This window comes from Streptomyces sp. NPDC021093 (assembly GCF_044333135.1).
In the GTDB taxonomy this organism is placed as follows: Bacteria; Actinomycetota; Actinomycetes; order Streptomycetales; family Streptomycetaceae; genus Streptomyces.
In genome coordinates, this window is the sequence record NZ_JBIRQJ010000008.1 from 434,808 (window position 1) to 451,806 (window position 16,999).

Annotated in this window: 15 protein-coding genes; 4 read left to right on the plus strand and 11 right to left on the minus strand. The window is 73.0% G+C overall.

Annotated elements, in window-relative coordinates; genetic code table 11:
- Positions 1-46 precede the first annotated feature (46 nt).
- The 4 genes from ACH4SP_RS26840 to mutA all read right to left on the minus strand — a co-directional run bounded on the left by ACH4SP_RS26840 (position 47) and on the right by mutA (position 6,038).
- A complete protein-coding gene (locus ACH4SP_RS26840) occupies positions 47-838 on the minus strand; it encodes an SAM-dependent methyltransferase (RefSeq protein ID WP_398418190.1) in 792 nt (263 codons plus the stop codon).
- Positions 839-918: 80 nt separating this feature from the next.
- Positions 919-1,902, minus strand: a complete 984-nt coding sequence (gene meaB / locus ACH4SP_RS26845) for a methylmalonyl Co-A mutase-associated GTPase MeaB (protein WP_398418192.1) — start codon at positions 1,900-1,902, stop codon at positions 919-921.
- Positions 1,903-1,908: 6 nt separating this feature from the next.
- A complete protein-coding gene (gene scpA, locus ACH4SP_RS26850) occupies positions 1,909-4,155 on the minus strand; it encodes a methylmalonyl-CoA mutase (protein ID WP_398418194.1) in 2,247 nt (748 codons plus the stop codon).
- Positions 4,155-6,038, minus strand: coding sequence for a methylmalonyl-CoA mutase small subunit (gene mutA / locus ACH4SP_RS26855; RefSeq protein WP_398418196.1), 1,884 nt, complete (start codon positions 6,036-6,038; stop codon positions 4,155-4,157). Before mutA ends, scpA begins: the two co-directional genes overlap by 1 nt.
- A 222-nt stretch (positions 6,039-6,260) precedes the next feature.
- Here mutA and ACH4SP_RS26860 point away from each other — a divergent pair, with 222 nt between their 5' ends.
- A complete protein-coding gene (locus tag ACH4SP_RS26860; protein ID WP_398418198.1) occupies positions 6,261-6,863 on the plus strand; it encodes a hypothetical protein in 603 nt (200 codons plus the stop codon).
- Between the two features lie 45 nt (positions 6,864-6,908).
- Here ACH4SP_RS26860 and ACH4SP_RS26865 read toward each other — a convergent pair whose 3' ends face one another.
- A complete protein-coding gene (locus ACH4SP_RS26865) occupies positions 6,909-7,337 on the minus strand; it encodes a VOC family protein (RefSeq protein ID WP_398418200.1) in 429 nt (142 codons plus the stop codon).
- Positions 7,338-7,472: 135 nt separating this feature from the next.
- Positions 7,473-8,120, minus strand: a complete 648-nt coding sequence (locus ACH4SP_RS26870; protein ID WP_398418202.1) for a maleylpyruvate isomerase family mycothiol-dependent enzyme — start codon at positions 8,118-8,120, stop codon at positions 7,473-7,475.
- A 71-nt stretch (positions 8,121-8,191) separates the two neighbouring features.
- On the opposite strand from ACH4SP_RS26870, the gene ACH4SP_RS26875 reads away from it, so the two are divergent.
- Positions 8,192-9,118 (plus strand): LysR family transcriptional regulator, encoded by a 927-nt coding sequence (locus ACH4SP_RS26875; protein WP_398418204.1) that lies wholly within the window; start codon positions 8,192-8,194, stop codon positions 9,116-9,118.
- Here the strand turns inward: ACH4SP_RS26875 and ACH4SP_RS26880 are convergent.
- From ACH4SP_RS26880 to ACH4SP_RS26890, 3 genes are all read right to left on the minus strand, one after another.
- Positions 9,103-10,245 (minus strand): enoyl-CoA hydratase/isomerase family protein, encoded by a 1,143-nt coding sequence (locus ACH4SP_RS26880; protein ID WP_398418206.1) that lies wholly within the window; start codon positions 10,243-10,245, stop codon positions 9,103-9,105. The two genes, ACH4SP_RS26875 and ACH4SP_RS26880, sit on opposite strands and share 16 nt — an antisense overlap.
- Before the next feature lie 3 nt (positions 10,246-10,248).
- On the minus strand, positions 10,249-11,073 hold the full coding sequence (locus ACH4SP_RS26885; RefSeq protein ID WP_398418208.1) for an inositol monophosphatase family protein: 825 nt from the start codon (positions 11,071-11,073) through the stop codon (positions 10,249-10,251).
- A gap of 128 nt (positions 11,074-11,201) precedes the next feature.
- The gene (locus tag ACH4SP_RS26890) at positions 11,202-12,761 is read right to left on the minus strand and encodes an MFS transporter (RefSeq protein ID WP_398418210.1); all 1,560 of its coding nucleotides are present in this window, start codon (positions 12,759-12,761) and stop codon (positions 11,202-11,204) included.
- A 180-nt stretch (positions 12,762-12,941) separates the two neighbouring features.
- Here ACH4SP_RS26890 and ACH4SP_RS26895 point away from each other — a divergent pair, with 180 nt between their 5' ends.
- Both ACH4SP_RS26895 and ACH4SP_RS26900 read left to right on the plus strand, forming a co-directional pair.
- Positions 12,942-13,430, plus strand: a complete 489-nt coding sequence (locus ACH4SP_RS26895) for a GNAT family N-acetyltransferase (protein WP_398418212.1) — start codon at positions 12,942-12,944, stop codon at positions 13,428-13,430.
- Positions 13,431-13,670: 240 nt separating this feature from the next.
- The gene (locus ACH4SP_RS26900) at positions 13,671-16,172 is read left to right on the plus strand and encodes an ABC transporter permease (protein WP_398418214.1); all 2,502 of its coding nucleotides are present in this window, start codon (positions 13,671-13,673) and stop codon (positions 16,170-16,172) included.
- A gap of 51 nt (positions 16,173-16,223) precedes the next feature.
- On the opposite strand, the gene ACH4SP_RS26905 is transcribed toward ACH4SP_RS26900, so the two are convergent.
- Positions 16,224-16,415 (minus strand): hypothetical protein, encoded by a 192-nt coding sequence (locus tag ACH4SP_RS26905; protein ID WP_398418216.1) that lies wholly within the window; start codon positions 16,413-16,415, stop codon positions 16,224-16,226.
- A 109-nt stretch (positions 16,416-16,524) separates the two neighbouring features.
- Entirely contained in the window at positions 16,525-16,926 is a 402-nt protein-coding gene (locus tag ACH4SP_RS26910; RefSeq protein ID WP_398418217.1) for a hypothetical protein, read from the minus strand.
- Between the last annotated feature and the right edge of the window lie 73 nt (positions 16,927-16,999).

A 16,999-nucleotide genomic window follows, 5' to 3' on the forward strand; every position in this document is an offset into this window, starting at 1 on the left:
CGCGGCTCGGGCCTTGCGGTGCGGTTCACGTCCAGCGGGGCGGCGCTCACGCCTTGCGGCCCACGCCCGCGAACATCGCCACCTCGGCGGGCAGCCTCCCCGGGCCGTCGGCCTCCGGCCGCCACCGGGAGCACGACACGACCCCTGGGTCCAGCAGCTCCAGGCCGTCGAAGTACCGCTCCACCTGCTCCGGGGTGCGCTGGGTCAGCTTCGGGGTGCCGTTCTCGTTCCAGAAGGCCACCGCCGCGTCGACGTCCGGTAGGGCGGGGCCGGTGATGGTGTGGGACAGGACGAGATGGCTGCCGGCCGGGAGCGCGTCCATGAGACGGCGCACGATGCGCTGCGATTCGGCGTCGTCCTCGATGAAGATGACCACGCCGAGCAGCATCAGGGCCACCGGCCGGGACAGGTCGAGGGTCTGCGCGGCGTGTTCGAGGACGCCGTCCACGTCCCGCAGGTCCGCGTCCGCGTACGCCGTCCGGCCCTCGGGGGTGCTCGTGAGGAGGGCCTGGGCGTGGGTCAGCACGATGGGGTCGTTGTCGACGTACACGACCCGCGAGTCGGGGGCGACCCGCTGCGCCACCTCGTGCGTGTTGTCCGCACTGGGCAGGCCGGTACCCACGTCGAGGAACTGGCGGATGCCCGCCTCGGCCGCCAGGTGCCGGACCGAACGGCCCAGGAACTTCCGGTCGGCGCGCGCGTACGCGCCGATGCCCGGGTGCAGCTTGCGGATCTGCTCGCCGGCCTCGCGGTCGACGGGGTAGTTGTCGGTGCCGTCGAGCCAGTAGTTCCAGATGCGGGCGGTGTGCGGTCGGGTGGTGTCGATCCTCGTACGCATGGGCCCCTCGTGTCCGCGTCCAGTGGATGTCCCCGGTCGTCCCGGAGGGCCTTCCCCGTACCGCTGTCCCTCGAACACGCTTACTCTTCGAACGCCCGCAGGATCCGCTCCGCCGCCAGTGTCGGTGTCAACTCGCCCTTGCGCAGGTCCTGTTCGATGCCCGGCGCCGCACCGCGTACCGCCGGATGCGAGTGCAGCCGGCCGAGCAGCTCGTCGCGGACCATCGCCCACGCCCAGTCGACCTGCTGCCCCGCCCGCTTGGCGGCCAGCCGCCCGGAGGAGTCCAGGAGCGTACGGTGCTGCTCCAGGCGGTCCCACACCTCGTCGAGCCCTGCGTTCTCGCGGGCGCTGCAACTCAGCACCGGAGGCGTCCAGTTGGCGTCGGCCGGGTGCATCAGACGCAGGGCGCCCGCCAACTCCCGTGCGGCGGACCGCGCGTCGCGCTCGTGCGGGCCGTCCGCCTTGTTGACCGCGACGATGTCCGCCAGCTCCAGGACGCCCTTCTTGATGCCCTGCAGCTGGTCGCCCGTACGGGCCAGGGTGAGCAGGAGGAACGAGTCGACCATGTTCGCCACGGCCGTCTCGGACTGGCCGACGCCCACCGTCTCCACCAGCACCACGTCGTACCCGGCGGCCTCCACCACCACCATCGCCTCGCGCGTCGCCCGCGCCACCCCGCCCAGCGTCCCCGCCGAGGGGGATGGGCGGACATAGGCGGCCGGGTCGACGGCCAGCCGCTCCATCCGGGTCTTGTCACCCAGGATGGAGCCGCCGGTACGGCTCGACGACGGGTCGACGGCCAGCACCGCGACCCGGTGCCCGAGCCCCGTCAGCATCGTGCCGAACGCGTCGATGAAGGTCGACTTGCCGACACCGGGAACACCGCTGATGCCGATCCGGCGCGCCGCACCCGAATGCGGCAGCAGCTCGGTCAGCAGCTGCTGGGCGAGCACCCGGTGATCCGCCCGGGACGACTCGACGAGAGTGATCGCCCGGGCCACGAAGGCCCGCTTCCCGTCGAGCACGCCCTTGGCGTACGCCTCGATGTCGATCTTCGGGGGCATCTGCCGTCAGCCCTCCGTGGCGTCGGACGGAGCGGCGCCCGCCGGTGCGGCGAGCTCGTGCCCCAGGTCCGCGGCCAGCCGCCGCACCAGGTCGTACGCCGCGTCCGGGATCACCGTCCCCGGCGGGAAGACCGCAGCCGCGCCCGCCTCGTGCAGCGTCGGGATGTCCTGCGGCGGAATGACACCGCCCACGACGATCATCACGTCCTCGCGGCCCTCCGCCGCCAGCTCCTCCCGCAGCGCCGGTACGAGCGTGAGGTGCCCGGCGGCGAGGGAGGACACGCCGACGATGTGCACGTCCGCCTCGACGGCCTGCCGCGCCACCTCCGCCGGCGTCTGGAACAGCGGGCCGACGTCCACGTCGAAGCCCAGGTCGGCGAAGGCCGTGGCGATCACCTTCTGGCCGCGGTCGTGCCCGTCCTGGCCCATCTTGGCGACCAGGATGCGCGGACGGCGGCCCTCCGCCTCCTCGAAGGCGTCGACCAGGGCACGGGTGCGCTCCACCGAAGGGGACTCTCCTGCCTCGTTGCGGTACACACCGGCGATCGTACGGATCTGGCCCGCGTGCCGCCCGTAGACCTTCTCCAGCGCGTCCGAGATCTCGCCGACGGTCGCCTTCGCACGGGCGGCGTTCACCGCGAGGGCGAGGAGGTTGTCGTCGAGGCCCTGGGACGAACCCCGCTCGGCGGACGCCGTCAGCGCCCGCAGCGCGTCCTGGCAGGCCGCCTCGTCGCGCTCCTCGCGCAGCCGCTTCAGCTTGGCGATCTGCTGCGTCCGGACCGACGAGTTGTCGACCTTGAGGACGTCGATCTCCTCGTCGGTCGCCACCCGGTACTTGTTGACGCCGATCACCGGCTGGCGGCCCGAGTCGATCCGGGCCTGGGTGCGCGCCGCCGCCTCCTCGATGCGGAGCTTGGGGATGCCCGCGTCGATGGCCTTCGCCATGCCGCCGGCCGCCTCCACCTCCTCGATGTGCTGCCAGGCGCGCCGCGCCAGGTCGTACGTCAGCTTCTCGACGTAGGCACTGCCGCCCCAAGGGTCGATGACGCGGCCGGTGCCGGACTCCTGCTGGAGCAGCAGCTGCGTGTTGCGGGCGATGCGCGCCGAGAAGTCGGTGGGCAGCGCGAGGGCCTCGTCGAGGGCGTTGGTGTGCAGCGACTGGGTGTGGCCCTGGGTCGCGGCCATCGCCTCGATGCAGGTGCGCGGCACGTTGTTGAAGACGTCCTGCGCGGTCAGCGACCAGCCCGAGGTCTGCGAATGGGTGCGCAGCGAAAGGGACTTGGCGTTCTTCGGGTCGAACTGCTTGACCAGCTTCGCCCACAGCAGGCGGGCCGCCCGCATCTTCGCGATCTCCATGAAGAAGTTCATGCCGATCGCCCAGAAGAAGGACAGCCGGGGCGCGAACGCGTCCACATCCAGGCCGACTTCGAGCCCGGCGCGCAGGTACTCCACACCGTCCGCGAGGGTGTACGCCAGCTCCAGGTCGGCCGTCGCCCCCGCCTCCTGGATGTGGTACCCGGAGATCGAGATGGAGTTGTAGCGCGGCATCTTCTGCGAGGTGAACGCGAAGATGTCGGAGATGATCCGCATCGAGGGCTTCGGCGGATAGATGTAGGTGTTGCGGACCATGAACTCTTTGAGGATGTCGTTCTGGATGGTCCCGGCCAGCTTCTCCGGCCCCACCCCCTGCTCCTCGGCCGCCACGATGTACAGCGCCAGCACGGGCAGCACCGCGCCGTTCATCGTCATCGACACCGACATCCTGTCCAGCGGGATGCCGTCGAAGAGCTGGCGCATGTCGTAGATCGAGTCGATCGCCACGCCCGCCATGCCGACGTCGCCGGTCACGCGCGGGTGGTCGCTGTCGTACCCCCGGTGCGTCGGCAGGTCGAAGGCGACCGACAGGCCCTTCTGGCCGGCCGCGAGGTTGCGCCGGTAGAAGGCGTTGGACTCCTCGGCGGTGGAGAAGCCCGCGTACTGGCGGATCGTCCACGGCTGGTTGACGTACATCGTCGGGTAGGGGCCGCGCAGGTACGGCGCCACGCCCGGATACGTCTGGAGGAAGTCCAGGCCCTCGGTGTCCTTCGCCGTGTACAGCGGCTTCACCGGGACGCCCTCGGGCGTGTTCCAGACGAGGTCCTCGACACCGCGCCCGGTCGACTCCTTGACGGCCGAGCGCCACTGCTCCTCGGAAGCGGCCGGTGCGGCGGCCGACGCGAGGGAGATCTGCGAGAAGTCGGGAATGCTGCCCATTACTTCACTTCCATACGGTCGAGGACGGAGGTGAGCACGGCCACCGCGTCCGAGCCCGCGAAGACGAAAGCGTCGACGCCGGCACTCCGGTACGTGTCTTCGGCTTCCCCGGGACGGCCCGCGAGGAACACCGTCCGCGCCCCCGCCTCTCTGAGGGCGGCGGCGACGTCCGCCGCCTGCTCCGCGTACAGGGCGTCACTGGAGCAGATGCAGGCGACAGCCGCACCGCTCGCGGCGAACGCCTCGGCGACCGTGCCCGGGTCCACCGTCACCGGGTCGTGCACCGGCTCGACGCCGCCCGCCTGGAAGAGGTTCGCGGCGAAGGTGACCCGGCCGGTGTGCGCGGCAGCCGGTCCCAGCGCGGCGATGAAGACGCGGGGACGCGACCCGGTCTCCGCCAGGTGGGCGTCGGAGCGGGCGCGCAGCGCCTCGTACGCCTCGTCGCGGCGGACCCGGGGAAGTCCCCCGGACGGCTTCGCGGGAGCCGGGTCGCGGTCGACCGCGCGCTCGGCGAGCAGCGGGAACTCGCTGACGCCGGTGATCGGTTCGCGCCGCTTGGCAAGCGCCTTCGTACGGCGCTCCCAGGTCGCGGCGATCCGCTCGCCCACCAGGCCCGAGGCCAGCGCCTGTTCCTGGCCGCCCGCCTTCTCGATCTCCTGGAACCACTCCCAGGCGGCCGCCGCCAGCTCGTCCGTCAGCTGCTCCACGTACCAGGAGCCGCCCGCCGGGTCGACGACCCGCGACAGGTGCGACTCCTCGACGAGGATGGTGGAGGTGTTGCGGGCGATACGGCGCGCGAACGCGTCCGGCAGGCCGATCGCCTGGTCGAACGGGAGCACCGTCACCGAGTCCGCGCCGCCCACCCCGGCCGCCATGCAGGCGATCGTGGTGCGCAGCATGTTCACCCACGGGTCGCGGCGCGTCATCATCACCGACGACGTCACCGCGTGCTGCCGCTGCGCCCCGGCCCCCGCCGCACCGCACACCTCGGCGACCCGGGCCCACAGACGGCGCGCCGCACGGAACTTGGCGATGGTGAGGAACTGGTCGGCGGTGGCCGCGTACCGGAAGTCGAGCTGCCCGCAGGCCGCTTCGACGTCGAGGCCGGCCTCGGTGAGGGTACGGAGGTAGCCGACGCCGGTCGCGAGGGAGCAGCCGAGCTCCTGCGCGGCGGAGGCCCCCGCCTCGTGGTACGGCAGGGCGTCCACCACCAGGGCGCGCAGCCCCGGGTACTGACGGGACGTCAATTCCGCGAGTGCGACGGTCTGTCCGGCGAGCGCGCTCTCGTACGTTCCGGTGCGGGCGGCGAGCCCCAGCGGGTCCGCGCCCAGGTTGCCGCGCAGCTCATCGGCGGCCACCCCGCGCGCCTCGACGATACGGAGCAACTCGCGCGCGGCGGCGTCGAATTCGGCCCCCGCGTCGAGAGCCACCGGCGCGAGGTCGAGATACACGCCGTCCAGCGCCTGATCGAGCCCGGACACCGGCAGCCCGGCGTCGCCGACCGCGAGCCACAGTGACGAGACCCCGTTCTCCAGGTCGGCCAGGACGGCCTCGTTGGCGAGCGCGGGATCGGGCCGCTCGTGCCGCTGCCGTACGTCCCACCCGCCGGCCGCCGTCGTCCCCGCAGCGGAAGAGCCCCGGGTGAACGGGGCGAAGCCGGGCAGTCCGGGCGAGTCGTCTTCGCGGGTGTCGTCGGCGGTGTACAGCGGGCGCGTCGTGAGCCCGTCGTCGAGGGAAGTGGAGAGGGCTTCTTCGGCCGCAGCCCCCGTGACGTCTTTACCCGATTTGCGCAGCACGCCTTCCACCAGGCGCTGCCACTGCTCATGGGTCGCATCAGGGAACTCGGCGGCCAGGGGGAGCCCGTCGTCAGGCAGGACCGTCATGCTCAGATGCTAGGGCAGTCCGCCAAAGGTGCAGCAGGGGTAACCGCTGTGACCTTGACCTCTCCTGACCTGCCTTGATCCGTTCGGCCGAATGCCCTACCGGAAAGTAGCTTGAGGGTCGCGGGAGACATCGCCCGAGGGTCGCACGGCAGTGCTCGGGGGTCGTGCGGCAGTGCTTGAGGGGCGCGGAGCACTGTCAGTGCCGCCCCCTAGTCTTGGATCATGAGCTACTCACTGAGTCTGTACCTGGTCGATCCCACCACGGTCCGGGGCGCCGTCGGCTCCGGGGACGACAAACTGCGCCGCATGATCGGCGGCCGCTTCAAGGCCCAGATCCGGCACGACGACGACTGGTTCGCGAGCGAGATCGAGCGGGGCGCGCCCACCCGCTCCGACGCGGTGCGCGCGGTCGTCGAAGGCGGCCCTTTCGACGAGGAGTTCGCCTTCCAGTACGGCTACGCGTACAAGCTGGTCTGCGAGTTCTACGGCCGCAGCCTCTTCAACAACAACTTCTCGCCGTACCGCGGGGACTGGCTGGAGGAGGTCGACAAGGGCCTGAAGGAACTGGGCATCGAGGCCGTCGAGATCACGGAGTTCTCGTACGGTTCGCTGCCCGCGGGGCTGCCCAGGCCGGACGACCTGCCCGGGTACGGGGAGTGGAGCGCCGAGGAGTGCCGCGACGCGCTCGCCCAGTGGGAGGCGAGCACCCCCGAGCAGCGTGCCGCGCTGGACTCCGAGGTGCTGGAGGCGATCGAGTCGATCGTGGAGTGGCTCCGGCAGGCCCGCGCGAAGGAAGGGGCCGGGGTGGTCGGCTTCCACCACTGAGGACCGGCCCGCGGAGGCCGGGCCTCCGGGGAGGGGGAACTGTCCTCAGGCCAGCCGCAGTTCGCCCTCCGGCTGTTCCTTGCCGGGGCCCGTCGGGGAGGACACCAGGGAGAAGGGGTGACCGGCCGGGTCCGAGTAGCGGCGCACGTCCCGGCTGAGACCGGTGTTGTTCGGGGTCTCCAGGGGGCGTGCGCCCAGGCCGATGACCTCGCGCTCCGCCTCGTCCATGTCCTCCTCCGCCACCAGGATCCGCAGATGTGCCTGCTGGGAGTCGTCGGGGCGCGGCCAGCTCGGCGGCGCGTAGCCGTGGTCGCGCCGGATCGCCAGATGGACGCCGTCGTGGCCGACGATCTCCACGAAGTCCATGTCCTCGCCCCGGCGGGTCTCCGCGTCGAAGAGCCTGGCGTAGAACGCCGCCAGCTCGTCCGCCTCCGCGCAGTCCAGTACCAGCACCGTCCGCTTCTCCACCGTCATGTTCCCGTCCCGCCTCCGCCGATCGGCCGTGGGTGCTGCCCTGCCCGTACGTTCTGCGCGTACCCCGGGCGGGCGGGGAAACGCCGTCGCGGCGGCCGGGGTTCACGGCCGGTCGCCTTGCCGGTCCCACGCCTCTCACACGGTAGTGAAGCGCCCGCTCTCCTCGCCGCTCAGCCGCCCCGCCGGCACCTTCCGCCCGAACAGCACCACCACCAGGTCCTGCGCGGCCCCCGTGACCACGCTCCCGCTGCCGTACGACCAGTCCAGATCGTCGGCCCGCAGCCGCACGCCGTCCAGCTTCGCCCCGAAGAACCTGGTGCCCATGGGGCTCGCCGTCCCCAGGACGATCCGCAGCCTGTCCTCGGGGACCCGGCGGTCCAGGCCGAGAGGGATCGTGATGTCCAGGCCGTGCACCAGGTCGTGGCCGAGCGCCGACGCGAAACCGCCCACCGGGGGCTTCCACGGATGGTGCGCGTTCTCCCGCAGCGCCGCCGCCATCTCCCGCTCCGACATCCGCGCCGCGTCCCGGTGCGCGACCCGGTCGGTCATCCGGTCCATGCTGCCCCGCGCCCTGACCAGCTCGGCCAGCACCTTGGGCAGCGGGTGGCGGAACCCGGACGACATGTGGGCCGCCACCTCACGCACCCGCCACCCGGCGCACAGCGTGGGTTCCTCCCACCGCTCGGCGGGCAGCCCGTCCAGCAGATCCGCCAGCTCCCGGCGCTCGGCCGCGATCGCTTTCCTGATCTCTCCGACAGCGGTCCCCTGCTTCGTATTCCCCATGGTCACAAGGGTGTTGGGGCGGTCACCAGAAGTCCAAGAAGGGTTCTGTCTCACCACTAGCATGATCAGTTATGGAACTCCGACAGCTCCGGTACCTCGTCACGGTGGTGGAGGAGGCGAACTTCACCCGTGCCGCCGCCCGCCTGCACGTCGCCCAGCCCGGCGTCAGCGCGCAGATCCGCAGGCTGGAGCGGGAACTCGGACAGGCGCTCCTGGACCGCACCGGCCGCACCGTCACCCTCACCGAAGCGGGGGAGGCGATCCTGCCGCACGCCCGCGCGGTGCTCGCCGCCGCCGACGCGGTGCACGGCACCGCCGACGAACTCACCGGGCTCCTGCGCGGCAGGGTCAGGGTCGGTTCGCTGCTGGGCGTCCCGGCCGGCGTGTTCGACCTGGCGGGAGTGCTCGCCGACTTCCACGACGCACACCCGGGAGTCGAGTTCTCCCTCACCGAGGACACCTCCGAGCGGCTGCTCGCCGCCCTGCACCGGGGCGAACTCGACATGGTGCTGGCCTCGGTCGCCGACGCGCAGCCCCCGCCGGGCGTCGCCTTCCAGATCCTGCTGGACGAACCGCTGAGGGCCGTCACGACCCCCGACGACCCCCTGGCCCTGCCGCCGGAACGTACCGGCATCCCTCTGGCGGCCCTGCGCGACCGCCCGCTGATCAGCCTTCCGGCAGGCACCGGAGTGCGCGGCGTGCTCGAACGCAGCTGCGCGGAAGCGGGCTTCCGCCCCGCCGTGGCCTTCGAGGCCTCGGCCCCGCAGGTCCTCCTCCAGCTGGCCTCGCGCGGCCTCGGCGTCGCGGTGCTGCCTGCCGGGACGGTGCCACGGTCCGGCCCCCACCTGCGCGTACTGGCCCTCGAAGAACCCTGCCCGCGCGCCCGTATCGCCCTCGCCCGGCGCGCGGACGGTCCGACGGGATCGGCGGCCCGCGCCTTCCTGCGACACCTCGCCCGCGCGCTGCCGGAGTGGCTGGCGGCTCAGTCGCCCAAGTGATCCCGCCCGTGCGGGGGCACGGGGCCGGGCACGGCGTCGGGGGAGGGCGCGGCATCGGAGCCGGGTGCGAACGACAGCTCGCGGCCGTCCCCGCGCGGCGCGAAGAACCGGGCCACGGTCCCGGCGGACACCTCGCCCGGCGTCGCGGGGGACCACCGCGGGTTCCGGTCCTTGTCGACGATCTGCGCGCGCACCCCCTCCACCAGGTCGCTCCGGCGCAGCGCCGTGCACGACACCCGGTACTCCTGCACCAGCACCCGCTCCAGGGAACCGAGTTCACGCGCCCGGCGCACCGCCTCCAGGGTCACCTTCACCGAGGTGGGCGACTTGGCGAGGATCGTCTCTGCGGCCTCCTTCGCCGCCTGCACCCCGCTGTGGGACAGCCGGTCCAGGATCTCCTCGACGGTCGCCGCCGCGTAACAGTGGTCGATCCACTCGCGGGCGTCCGCGAGTTCACCGCCGGGCGGCTCCGTCGCGCGGCGCCGTACCGCCTCCTGCGCCGGTACGGCCGCCAGGTCCGCGGTCAGCGCGTCCAGGTGCTCCGACGGTACGAAGTGGTCGGCGAGTCCGCACAACAGGGCGTCGGCAGCGCCCACCGCCGCGCCGGTCAGCGCGAGGTGGGTGCCGAGTTCGCCGGGGGCGAGGGCGAGGAGGTAGGTGCCGCCGACGTCGGGGACGAAGCCGATGCCGGTCTCGGGCATGGCGATGCGGGAGCGTTCGGTGACGATGCGGACGCTGCCGTGGGCGCTGACTCCGACGCCGCCGCCCATCACGATGCCGTCCATCACGGCGACGTACGGCTTGGGGAAGCGGGCGATGCGCGCGTTGAGCCGGTACTCGTCCCACCAGAACGCCTCGGTCGCCAGGCCGTCACCGTCGCGCGCGTCGTCGTGAATGGCCCGGATGTCACCGCCCGCGCACAGCCCGCGCGCGCCCGCTCCGGAGATGACGACGGTCTCGACGGCCGGATCGGACTCCCAGGCGGCGAGGGCCGCGTCGAGGGTGCGGACCATGGGGTGGGTGAGGGAGTTGAGGGCGCGGGGGCGGTTGAGCACGAGGTGACCCGTGCGGCCCTCGACATGTACGAGGACGGGGTCGTCCGCGTGCTGCGGGTGTGCGGTGTGCATGGATCAGCCCTTCGGGGACGGGTCGGACGAGGGGAGCAGGAGTCGGCGGGCGGTCCGCCAGCACCGGGGGCCGGCCGCGGCCAGCAGGCCGCTGCGGTCGTCGTCCGGCCGGTAGCAGGACGCGTCGTCCGGCCGCTGTACGGTGCAGCCCGCCTCGGTGGCGAGGAGGGCGCCCGGGGCGTGGTCCCAGGGGAGCGTGCGGTGGTAGAGCAGGAAGTCCAGGGCTCCGGTGGCCAGCCGGGGGTAGTCGATGCCCGCGCACTTGGTGCCGGAGGACAGCCGTGCGAAACGAGGCGCCGACGCCTCGACGCGGGCGCGCGCCCCGGGGGAGAGGAACCCGGTCAGAGCGGCCCCGCGCAGGGCCGCCGGGTCGGCAGGGGCGGGCTCGCGGCGCAGCCGGACGCCGTCGTCGCCCCAGGCGCCCGAGCCCTTCTCCGCCGTGTACGCGCGGCCCGTCGCGGGCTGGACGATCCAGGCCGCGACCGTCTCCCCGCCCCGTACGAGCGCGGCCATCACCGCGTAGTCGGCGCGGCCCGCGACGAAGTTGGGGGTGCCGTCGAGCGGGTCGACGAGCCAGACCTCCGGCTCGTCCCGGACCACCCGCAGCAGGGCGGGAGTCGCCGCCGTGGCCTCCTCGCCGACCACGGGGACGTCCCGTACGCACCGCAGCCGCCGGGTGATCAGCGCCTCCGCCTCCCGGTCGGCCACGGTGACCACCTCGCCGGGGGTCTTCTCCGTGATCTCGCCCTCGGTGAGGGCCCGGTGGCGGGGCAGGATCGCCTCGGCGGCCGCCTCGCGCAGGATGTCGGTGACCTCGTCGATCCGCATGATCGACAGGCTAATCGACGCGCCGGGAGGGCCGATCGGCCCACCGGTCCTGAGAACCGGGACGCCGATCGGCCCGCCGTTCCTTCGGATCGGGGCGCCGATCGGCCCTCCGGTCCTTCAGTGCTCGCTCAGTGCTCGTTCTCCGTCGGCCGCAGGTCGCGCGGGACCCACGCCCAGGCCACCGCGGCAGCGCCCAGTGTCAGGACCGCGCCGACCAGGAAGGCCGGGGTGATGGCCGTCGTGTACGCCGCCGAGACCGCGTCCAGGAGGGTGCGGCCCGCGTCGCCGCCGATGTTCTGCGCGACGTGCGCGGCCTCGCCCACCGAGTCCCGTACCGACTGCGCCGTCGGACCGTCCAGGTCCAGGGCCGGCAGGTTCGTGCGGTACAGGGCGGTGGCCAGGCTGCCGAGGATGGCGACGCCGAGCGCCGCGCCCAGCTCGTAACAGGTCTCCTCGACGGCCGCGGCGCCGCCGACCTCGTGGGCCGGGGTGGCCGCCATCAGCGTCACCGAGGCGACCGTGGTGGCGATGCCGACGCCCATGCCGAGGACGGCGAGCGCGACGGCGACCGCCGGGTAGCCGATGTCGGCGAACCGCTGCACCGTCCACGGCAGGGCGAGACCCACCGTCATGACGACCAGCCCCGAGCCGAGGACGTGCCGGATCTGGAAGCGCTGCATCAGCGACGGCGTCACCATCGAGGTGAGGACCAGGCCGAGCGAGGCGGGCAGCAGACGGACGCCCGCCTCAAGAGGCGTGTACCCCTGCCCGTACTGGAACCACTGCGTCACCAGGAAGAGGACCGCGCCCATGCCGACCATGCCGAGGAAGATCGACACGGCGGCGATGGAGAACGACCGGTTGGTGAACAGACGCACCTGGAGCAGCGGGCTCTCCAGCCGGAGCTGGCGGCGTACGAACACCGTCAGCGCGACCGCGGCCAGGGCCAGCAGCGCCCAGGGCAGCGGGTCCGCGAAGCCGCTCTTGCCGAGCTGCTTGATGCCGCCCGCGAGGGCGAGCATGCCGACGATCGACTGACCCACGCCCCACCAGTCCCAGCGGCCGCTGCGCGGCGAGTGCGACTCGGGCAGGATCCAGGCGCCCAGCGCGATCACCAGGGCGGCGACGGGCAGGTTCAGCAGGAACGCGGACTGCCAGCCGAAGTCCTCGACGAGGAGTCCGCCGACGACCGGGCCCAGCGCCATGCCGGCACCGAAGACGGCCGCCCACACGGCGTACGCGAAGGCCCGCTCACGGGCGTCGAGGAAGACGTTGCGCAGGATCGACAGCGTGGACGGCATGATCGCCGCACCGCCGACGCCGAGCAGCGCACGGGCCGCGATCACATGCCACGCCTCGGTGGCGAAGACCGCGAGCAGCGAGGCGAGCGCGAAGATCACGAAGCCGGCCAGCAGCATTCTCTTGCGGCCGAGCCTGTCGCCCAGCGCACCCGCCGTGACCAGCAGGCCGGACAGGATGAGCGCGTAGACGTCGATGATCCACAGCTGCTCGACCGAGCCCGGCTGGAGGTCGGAGACCAGGGAGGGGAACGCCACGTTGAGGATCGTGGTGTCCATCGCGATCAGCAGGAGGCTGCCCGACAGGATCGCGAGGACGGCCCAGCGCCGGGGGTCCAGGTGCGGGGCGGCGGGCCCGGCGTCGGGCCGGGAGGCGGCGGGGGAGGACATGAGACATCCGTTCCGAGACTAGTAAGACTCAACTGAGACATCAGTGTCTCACACGGGTGATCAATGTCCCAGTCGAGAGGGGAGGGGGAGGGGCGTGGCCCTGGTGCGGCGGCGGGCGGAGGAAGGCTGAGCGGCGGAAAAGGGCTGGTGGTGAACGGCCGGAAGCCGCACGCTGTCCGGATGTTGATCAGAGAAGCCACCGCCGACGACTGGGCCGCGATCTGGCCGTTCTTCCACAAGATCACCGCTGCCGGTGACACCTTCACCTTCCCCGTCGACCTCGACAGGGAGACCGGCCGCGGCTGGTGGATGCTGGACGCCCCGAACCGTACGGTCGTCGCCGTCGACGAGACCGGGGAGATCCTCGGCACCGCCAAGATGAACGCCAACCAGCGCGGCAACGGCGACCACGTCGCCAGCGCCAGCTACATGGTCGACCCCGCCCACGGCGGCCGGGGCGTGGGCCGCGCCCTCGTCGAGCACACCCTCGACTGGGCACGCGGCCGGGGCTTCCGGTCCATGCAGTTCAACGCGGTCGCAGCCAGCAACACCCACGCCGTAAGCCTCTACGAGCGGCTCGGTTTCCGCATTGTGGGCACCGTCCCGGAGGGCTTCCGCCACCCGGAGCAGGGGTACGTGGGGCTGCACATCATGCACCGCCCGCTCTGAGGCCACTCACCGCTCCGAGAGCACCGCCCGCTCCGAGAGCACCCGCCGCCCGCTCCGAGCGCACCGTCCGCCCTCGGGGTCCGGCATCAGACCTGGGACGTACGGCCGCCCCCGCCGTAGCCCCGACGGAGGATGACCACTCCCTCCGGTGAGCTGACTGCCGGGCCCCGTCCCGCCCCTAGCGTCATACGGAGAGGATCCGGGCGACGACCCGGGCACCGCCGAGGGTGAGTTGGGGACATGGCCACGCTGAAGTACACGCTGAAGGAATTCCGGGGCCAGGCACGGCAGTTGCTGCTCACCGGGGCGGCAGTGGCCGTCGGCGTCGCCTTCCTCGTCCTCGCGGTCGGCGGCAGCGGCGCCCTCGTCAGCTCCTTCGGCCAGCTGGCCGCCGCCGAGGTCGGCCCGGCCGCCCTCCAGGTCACGCCCGGCGCACGCGACTCGGGCCCGTCGAAGGATCCAGGACTGGCCGGGGACGCCGCCGCGAAGGCCGCCGAAGTCCCCGGCGTCGACGCCGTCGTGGCACGGCAGACCGGGCGCGGCACCGTCCTCACCCCGGCCGGACGCCCCCTCGACGAGCCCGCCGTCGTCACCTCCCTCACCGGGTCCCCCGCCCTGCGCTGGCAGCTCGCCGACGGCGGGAAGTGGGCCGTCGCCCCCGACGAGGTCATGCTCGACAGCGGCACCGCCGACCGCATCGGCGTACGCCCCGGCGGCCGGATCGCCCTCCTCACCACGGGCGGCGGCCGCACCACGGCCCTCCTCACCGGCACCCTCGACACCCGGGGCGCGCCCAGCTTCGCCGGACAGCCCGTGCTCGGCGCCCCCGACGGGCAGGTCGCCCGGTACGCCGCGGAGCCGCACACCACCCAGCTCGACCTCGCCGTCCGGGCGGGCGACGAGCGCGCCGTCGCCGACGCGGTGCGCACCGCACTCGGCGACCAGGCCCGGGTCCGTACCCACGAGGAGTCCGTCGACGCGGCGAAGAGCGACAGCGGAAACATGTACGTGCTGGTGCTCGTCGCCGCCCTGTCCTTCGTCCTGATCGCCATGGCCGTGGCCCGCATGGTCGTCAGCAACACCTTCTCCGTCGTCCTCGCCCAGCAGGTCCGCCAGCTCGCCCTGCTGCGCTGCATCGGCGCGACCCGCTCCGAGATCCGCACCCACGTCCGCCGCCAGGGCCTCCTGCTCGGCATCGGCGCCTCGCTCACCGGGCTGCTCCTCGGCGCGGGAGCGAGCGCCCTGGGAACCCTGCTGCTCGGCACGCTCGACCTCGGCCCGGTGTCGGTCGACCTGATGCCGGGCTGGGTCGTCTTCCTCCTGGCGCTGCTGTTCGGTGTGCTGCTCACGGTCCTCGCGGTGCGCGCACCGGCCAAGAGCGCTTCCGCGGTGCCGCCCGTCGCGGCCCTCGGCGGTGCGCACACCGCGACCCCCGACAGCACCGGCAGCAGGGCGGTCCGCACCGTCTTCTCCGTACTGCTGCTCGGCCTGGGCGCGCTGCTGCTGGTCGGCGGTGCGTACGCCCCGGCCCCGCTCAGCGTCCTCGCGGTCACCGCCGGTGCGATCCTCAGCTTCTTCGGCGTGCTGCGCCTCGCCCGCTGGCTGCTGCCGCCCGTCGTCTCGCTGCTCGCGCTGCCGACCCGACGCTTCTCCGGTACGACGGGGAAGCTCGCCGCCCAGCAGCTGCGGGGCAACCCGGGCCGTACCGGAGCCGCCGCCTCCGCACTGCTGGTCGGCGCGACCGTGATGGTCGCCGCCTCGACCGTCGTCTCCACCACCGGCGGCTCGCTCGGCGACATGCTCACCTCCCGGCAGCCCGGATCGTTCTCGCTGCTCACCGAGAAGAACCAGGTCCCCGGGGCGGCGCTCGCCGCGCTCGGCAAGGAGAAGGGCCTGCGGACCGTCCCGGTCCGTACCGCCACGATCGACGCGGGCACCGGCGGCACCGAGGGCGGCGGCGACCGGAAGGCGACGGTCGCGAGCGCCGACCCCACCCTCCTCAACATGGGCATGGAGGGCGCCGACCAGGCCCGCGAACTGGGCGACGGCCAGGCCCTGGCCTCCTTCGGCAGCGCACGCACCGCCCACCCGGCGGGTCTGGACGTCGTCCCCGGCGCCTCGGGCTACCCGTTCGCGGTGCTCCCCGAGGCGTCGTACTTCGTCAGCCCCCGCACCATGGACCGCATCGCACCCCGAGCTCCGGTCACCACTGCCTGGATCAGCCCCGCCGAAGGCCTCTCGCACGAGGAGGCCCGCAATCTCCTCGACAAGGCGCTGCTCGACCAGCCGACGGTACGGGTCCACGACGCGGGCGCCGAGGCCGAGTTCTTCCGTACGATGCTCGACCGCATGGTCATGATCGCCGCGGTGCTGCTCGCCTTCACGATGGCGATCGCCGCACTGGGCGTCGCCGCGACCCTCATGCTCGGCGTCGACGAACGCACCCGCGAGATCGGGATGCTGCGCGCGATCGGCCTCAGCGGCGGCCAGCTGCGCGCCATGCTCACCCTGGAGGCCGTCCTGCTGTCGCTCACCGGCGCGATCGCCGGGAGCGTGCTGGGTCTGGTGTACGGCTGGCTCGCGGGCCGCTCGGTGACCCAGCAGTACGGATTCCAGCACACCCCGGGCCTCATGATCGCCGGACTCCTGGCGGTCACCGTCCTGATCGGCCTGGCCGCCGCGGTCCTGCCCGCCAGGCGGGTGCGGCGGATGGCGGTCGTGGACGCGCTGCACGCGGAGTGACACGGTCCGCAGCGGGGCCGGGGACGGGCGGGCCGCCCCCGGCCGGGCGGATCAACTCACGTCGTCGGTACGGGAGTCGGCCCTGCTGGCGCGGGAGTCCTTCCTGCCGGTACGGGGGCCGGCCTCGGAGCGGGCCGCGGGCTTGACCGCGGGGTCGGCCGGGTGCTCGGCCGTGGGCTCGGCGGCCCGGGTCACTTCGGCGCGGATCATGGCGTTGAGGGCGAGGAACGGGTCGATGGGCATAGCAAAGCCTTCTTTCGTACGGTGGGTGCGTCGGTGGGTGCGCCGGTGGTTCGCGCGGGGGGACCTGCGAGCCGCCCGCACGGGGCGGGCGGGGCGGACGGGGTCCTCCTCAGCAGCGCAGCACCACGCAGCGCACCGGATACGGCACCGGAACCCGGACGGGCACCCAGGTCCGCTCCACCGCTTCCACGCGTCCAACAGGGCGTCCGGAGAGGGCGGTTCGTACGGTACGGCCGGGCCGCCGCACCGGACTGCGGCCCTCGCTCCGGCGGGCGGCCCCGGCGAGCACCCGCAGTTCGGTGTCCGTGCCGTCCGACATGCCCTCGGACTCGGCGGCGGACAGCGGACGCGCGTCCGGCGCGGCATCGGCCCCGGGCAGCCCCGACATGACCAATGCGGCGAGCACGGCGCACACGACGAACACCGCGGCGGTCGCCGCTGCGCACGCAGGCAGCACCGCGAGCGCGCGGCGCCGGTACGGCGGCCGGTGGGAGCGGGGCGCGTCAGCCATGGGGCACAGGTGCCCCGGGGCGGGCCGGGCCGAGCCCACGGAGCCGGAATTCCCCCCAAGGGGGTAGGCCGGT

What these genes read in the sequence shown, in the direction of transcription:
- ACH4SP_RS26865 (WP_398418200.1), bottom strand. Translation starts at nt 7,337, where the DNA reads ATGACGGTGGAGAAGCGGACGGTGCTGGTACTGGACTGCGCGGAGGCG.
- ACH4SP_RS26895 (WP_398418212.1), top strand. Translation starts at nt 12,942, where the DNA reads ATGTTGATCAGAGAAGCCACCGCCGACGACTGGGCCGCGATCTGGCCG.
- ACH4SP_RS26870 (WP_398418202.1), bottom strand. Translation starts at nt 8,120, where the DNA reads ATGGGGAATACGAAGCAGGGGACCGCTGTCGGAGAGATCAGGAAAGCG.
- ACH4SP_RS26890 (WP_398418210.1), bottom strand. Translation starts at nt 12,761, where the DNA reads ATGTCCTCCCCCGCCGCCTCCCGGCCCGACGCCGGGCCCGCCGCCCCG.
- ACH4SP_RS26875 (WP_398418204.1), top strand. Translation starts at nt 8,192, where the DNA reads ATGGAACTCCGACAGCTCCGGTACCTCGTCACGGTGGTGGAGGAGGCG.
- meaB (WP_398418192.1), bottom strand. Translation starts at nt 1,902, where the DNA reads ATGCCCCCGAAGATCGACATCGAGGCGTACGCCAAGGGCGTGCTCGAC.
- ACH4SP_RS26910 (WP_398418217.1), bottom strand. Translation starts at nt 16,926, where the DNA reads ATGGCTGACGCGCCCCGCTCCCACCGGCCGCCGTACCGGCGCCGCGCG.
- ACH4SP_RS26880 (WP_398418206.1), bottom strand. Translation starts at nt 10,245, where the DNA reads ATGCACACCGCACACCCGCAGCACGCGGACGACCCCGTCCTCGTACAT.
- ACH4SP_RS26900 (WP_398418214.1), top strand. Translation starts at nt 13,671, where the DNA reads ATGGCCACGCTGAAGTACACGCTGAAGGAATTCCGGGGCCAGGCACGG.
- ACH4SP_RS26885 (WP_398418208.1), bottom strand. Translation starts at nt 11,073, where the DNA reads ATGCGGATCGACGAGGTCACCGACATCCTGCGCGAGGCGGCCGCCGAG.
- ACH4SP_RS26905 (WP_398418216.1), bottom strand. Translation starts at nt 16,415, where the DNA reads ATGCCCATCGACCCGTTCCTCGCCCTCAACGCCATGATCCGCGCCGAA.
- ACH4SP_RS26860 (WP_398418198.1), top strand. Translation starts at nt 6,261, where the DNA reads ATGAGCTACTCACTGAGTCTGTACCTGGTCGATCCCACCACGGTCCGG.
- mutA (WP_398418196.1), bottom strand. Translation starts at nt 6,038, where the DNA reads ATGACGGTCCTGCCTGACGACGGGCTCCCCCTGGCCGCCGAGTTCCCT.
- scpA (WP_398418194.1), bottom strand. Translation starts at nt 4,155, where the DNA reads ATGGGCAGCATTCCCGACTTCTCGCAGATCTCCCTCGCGTCGGCCGCC.
- ACH4SP_RS26840 (WP_398418190.1), bottom strand. Translation starts at nt 838, where the DNA reads ATGCGTACGAGGATCGACACCACCCGACCGCACACCGCCCGCATCTGG.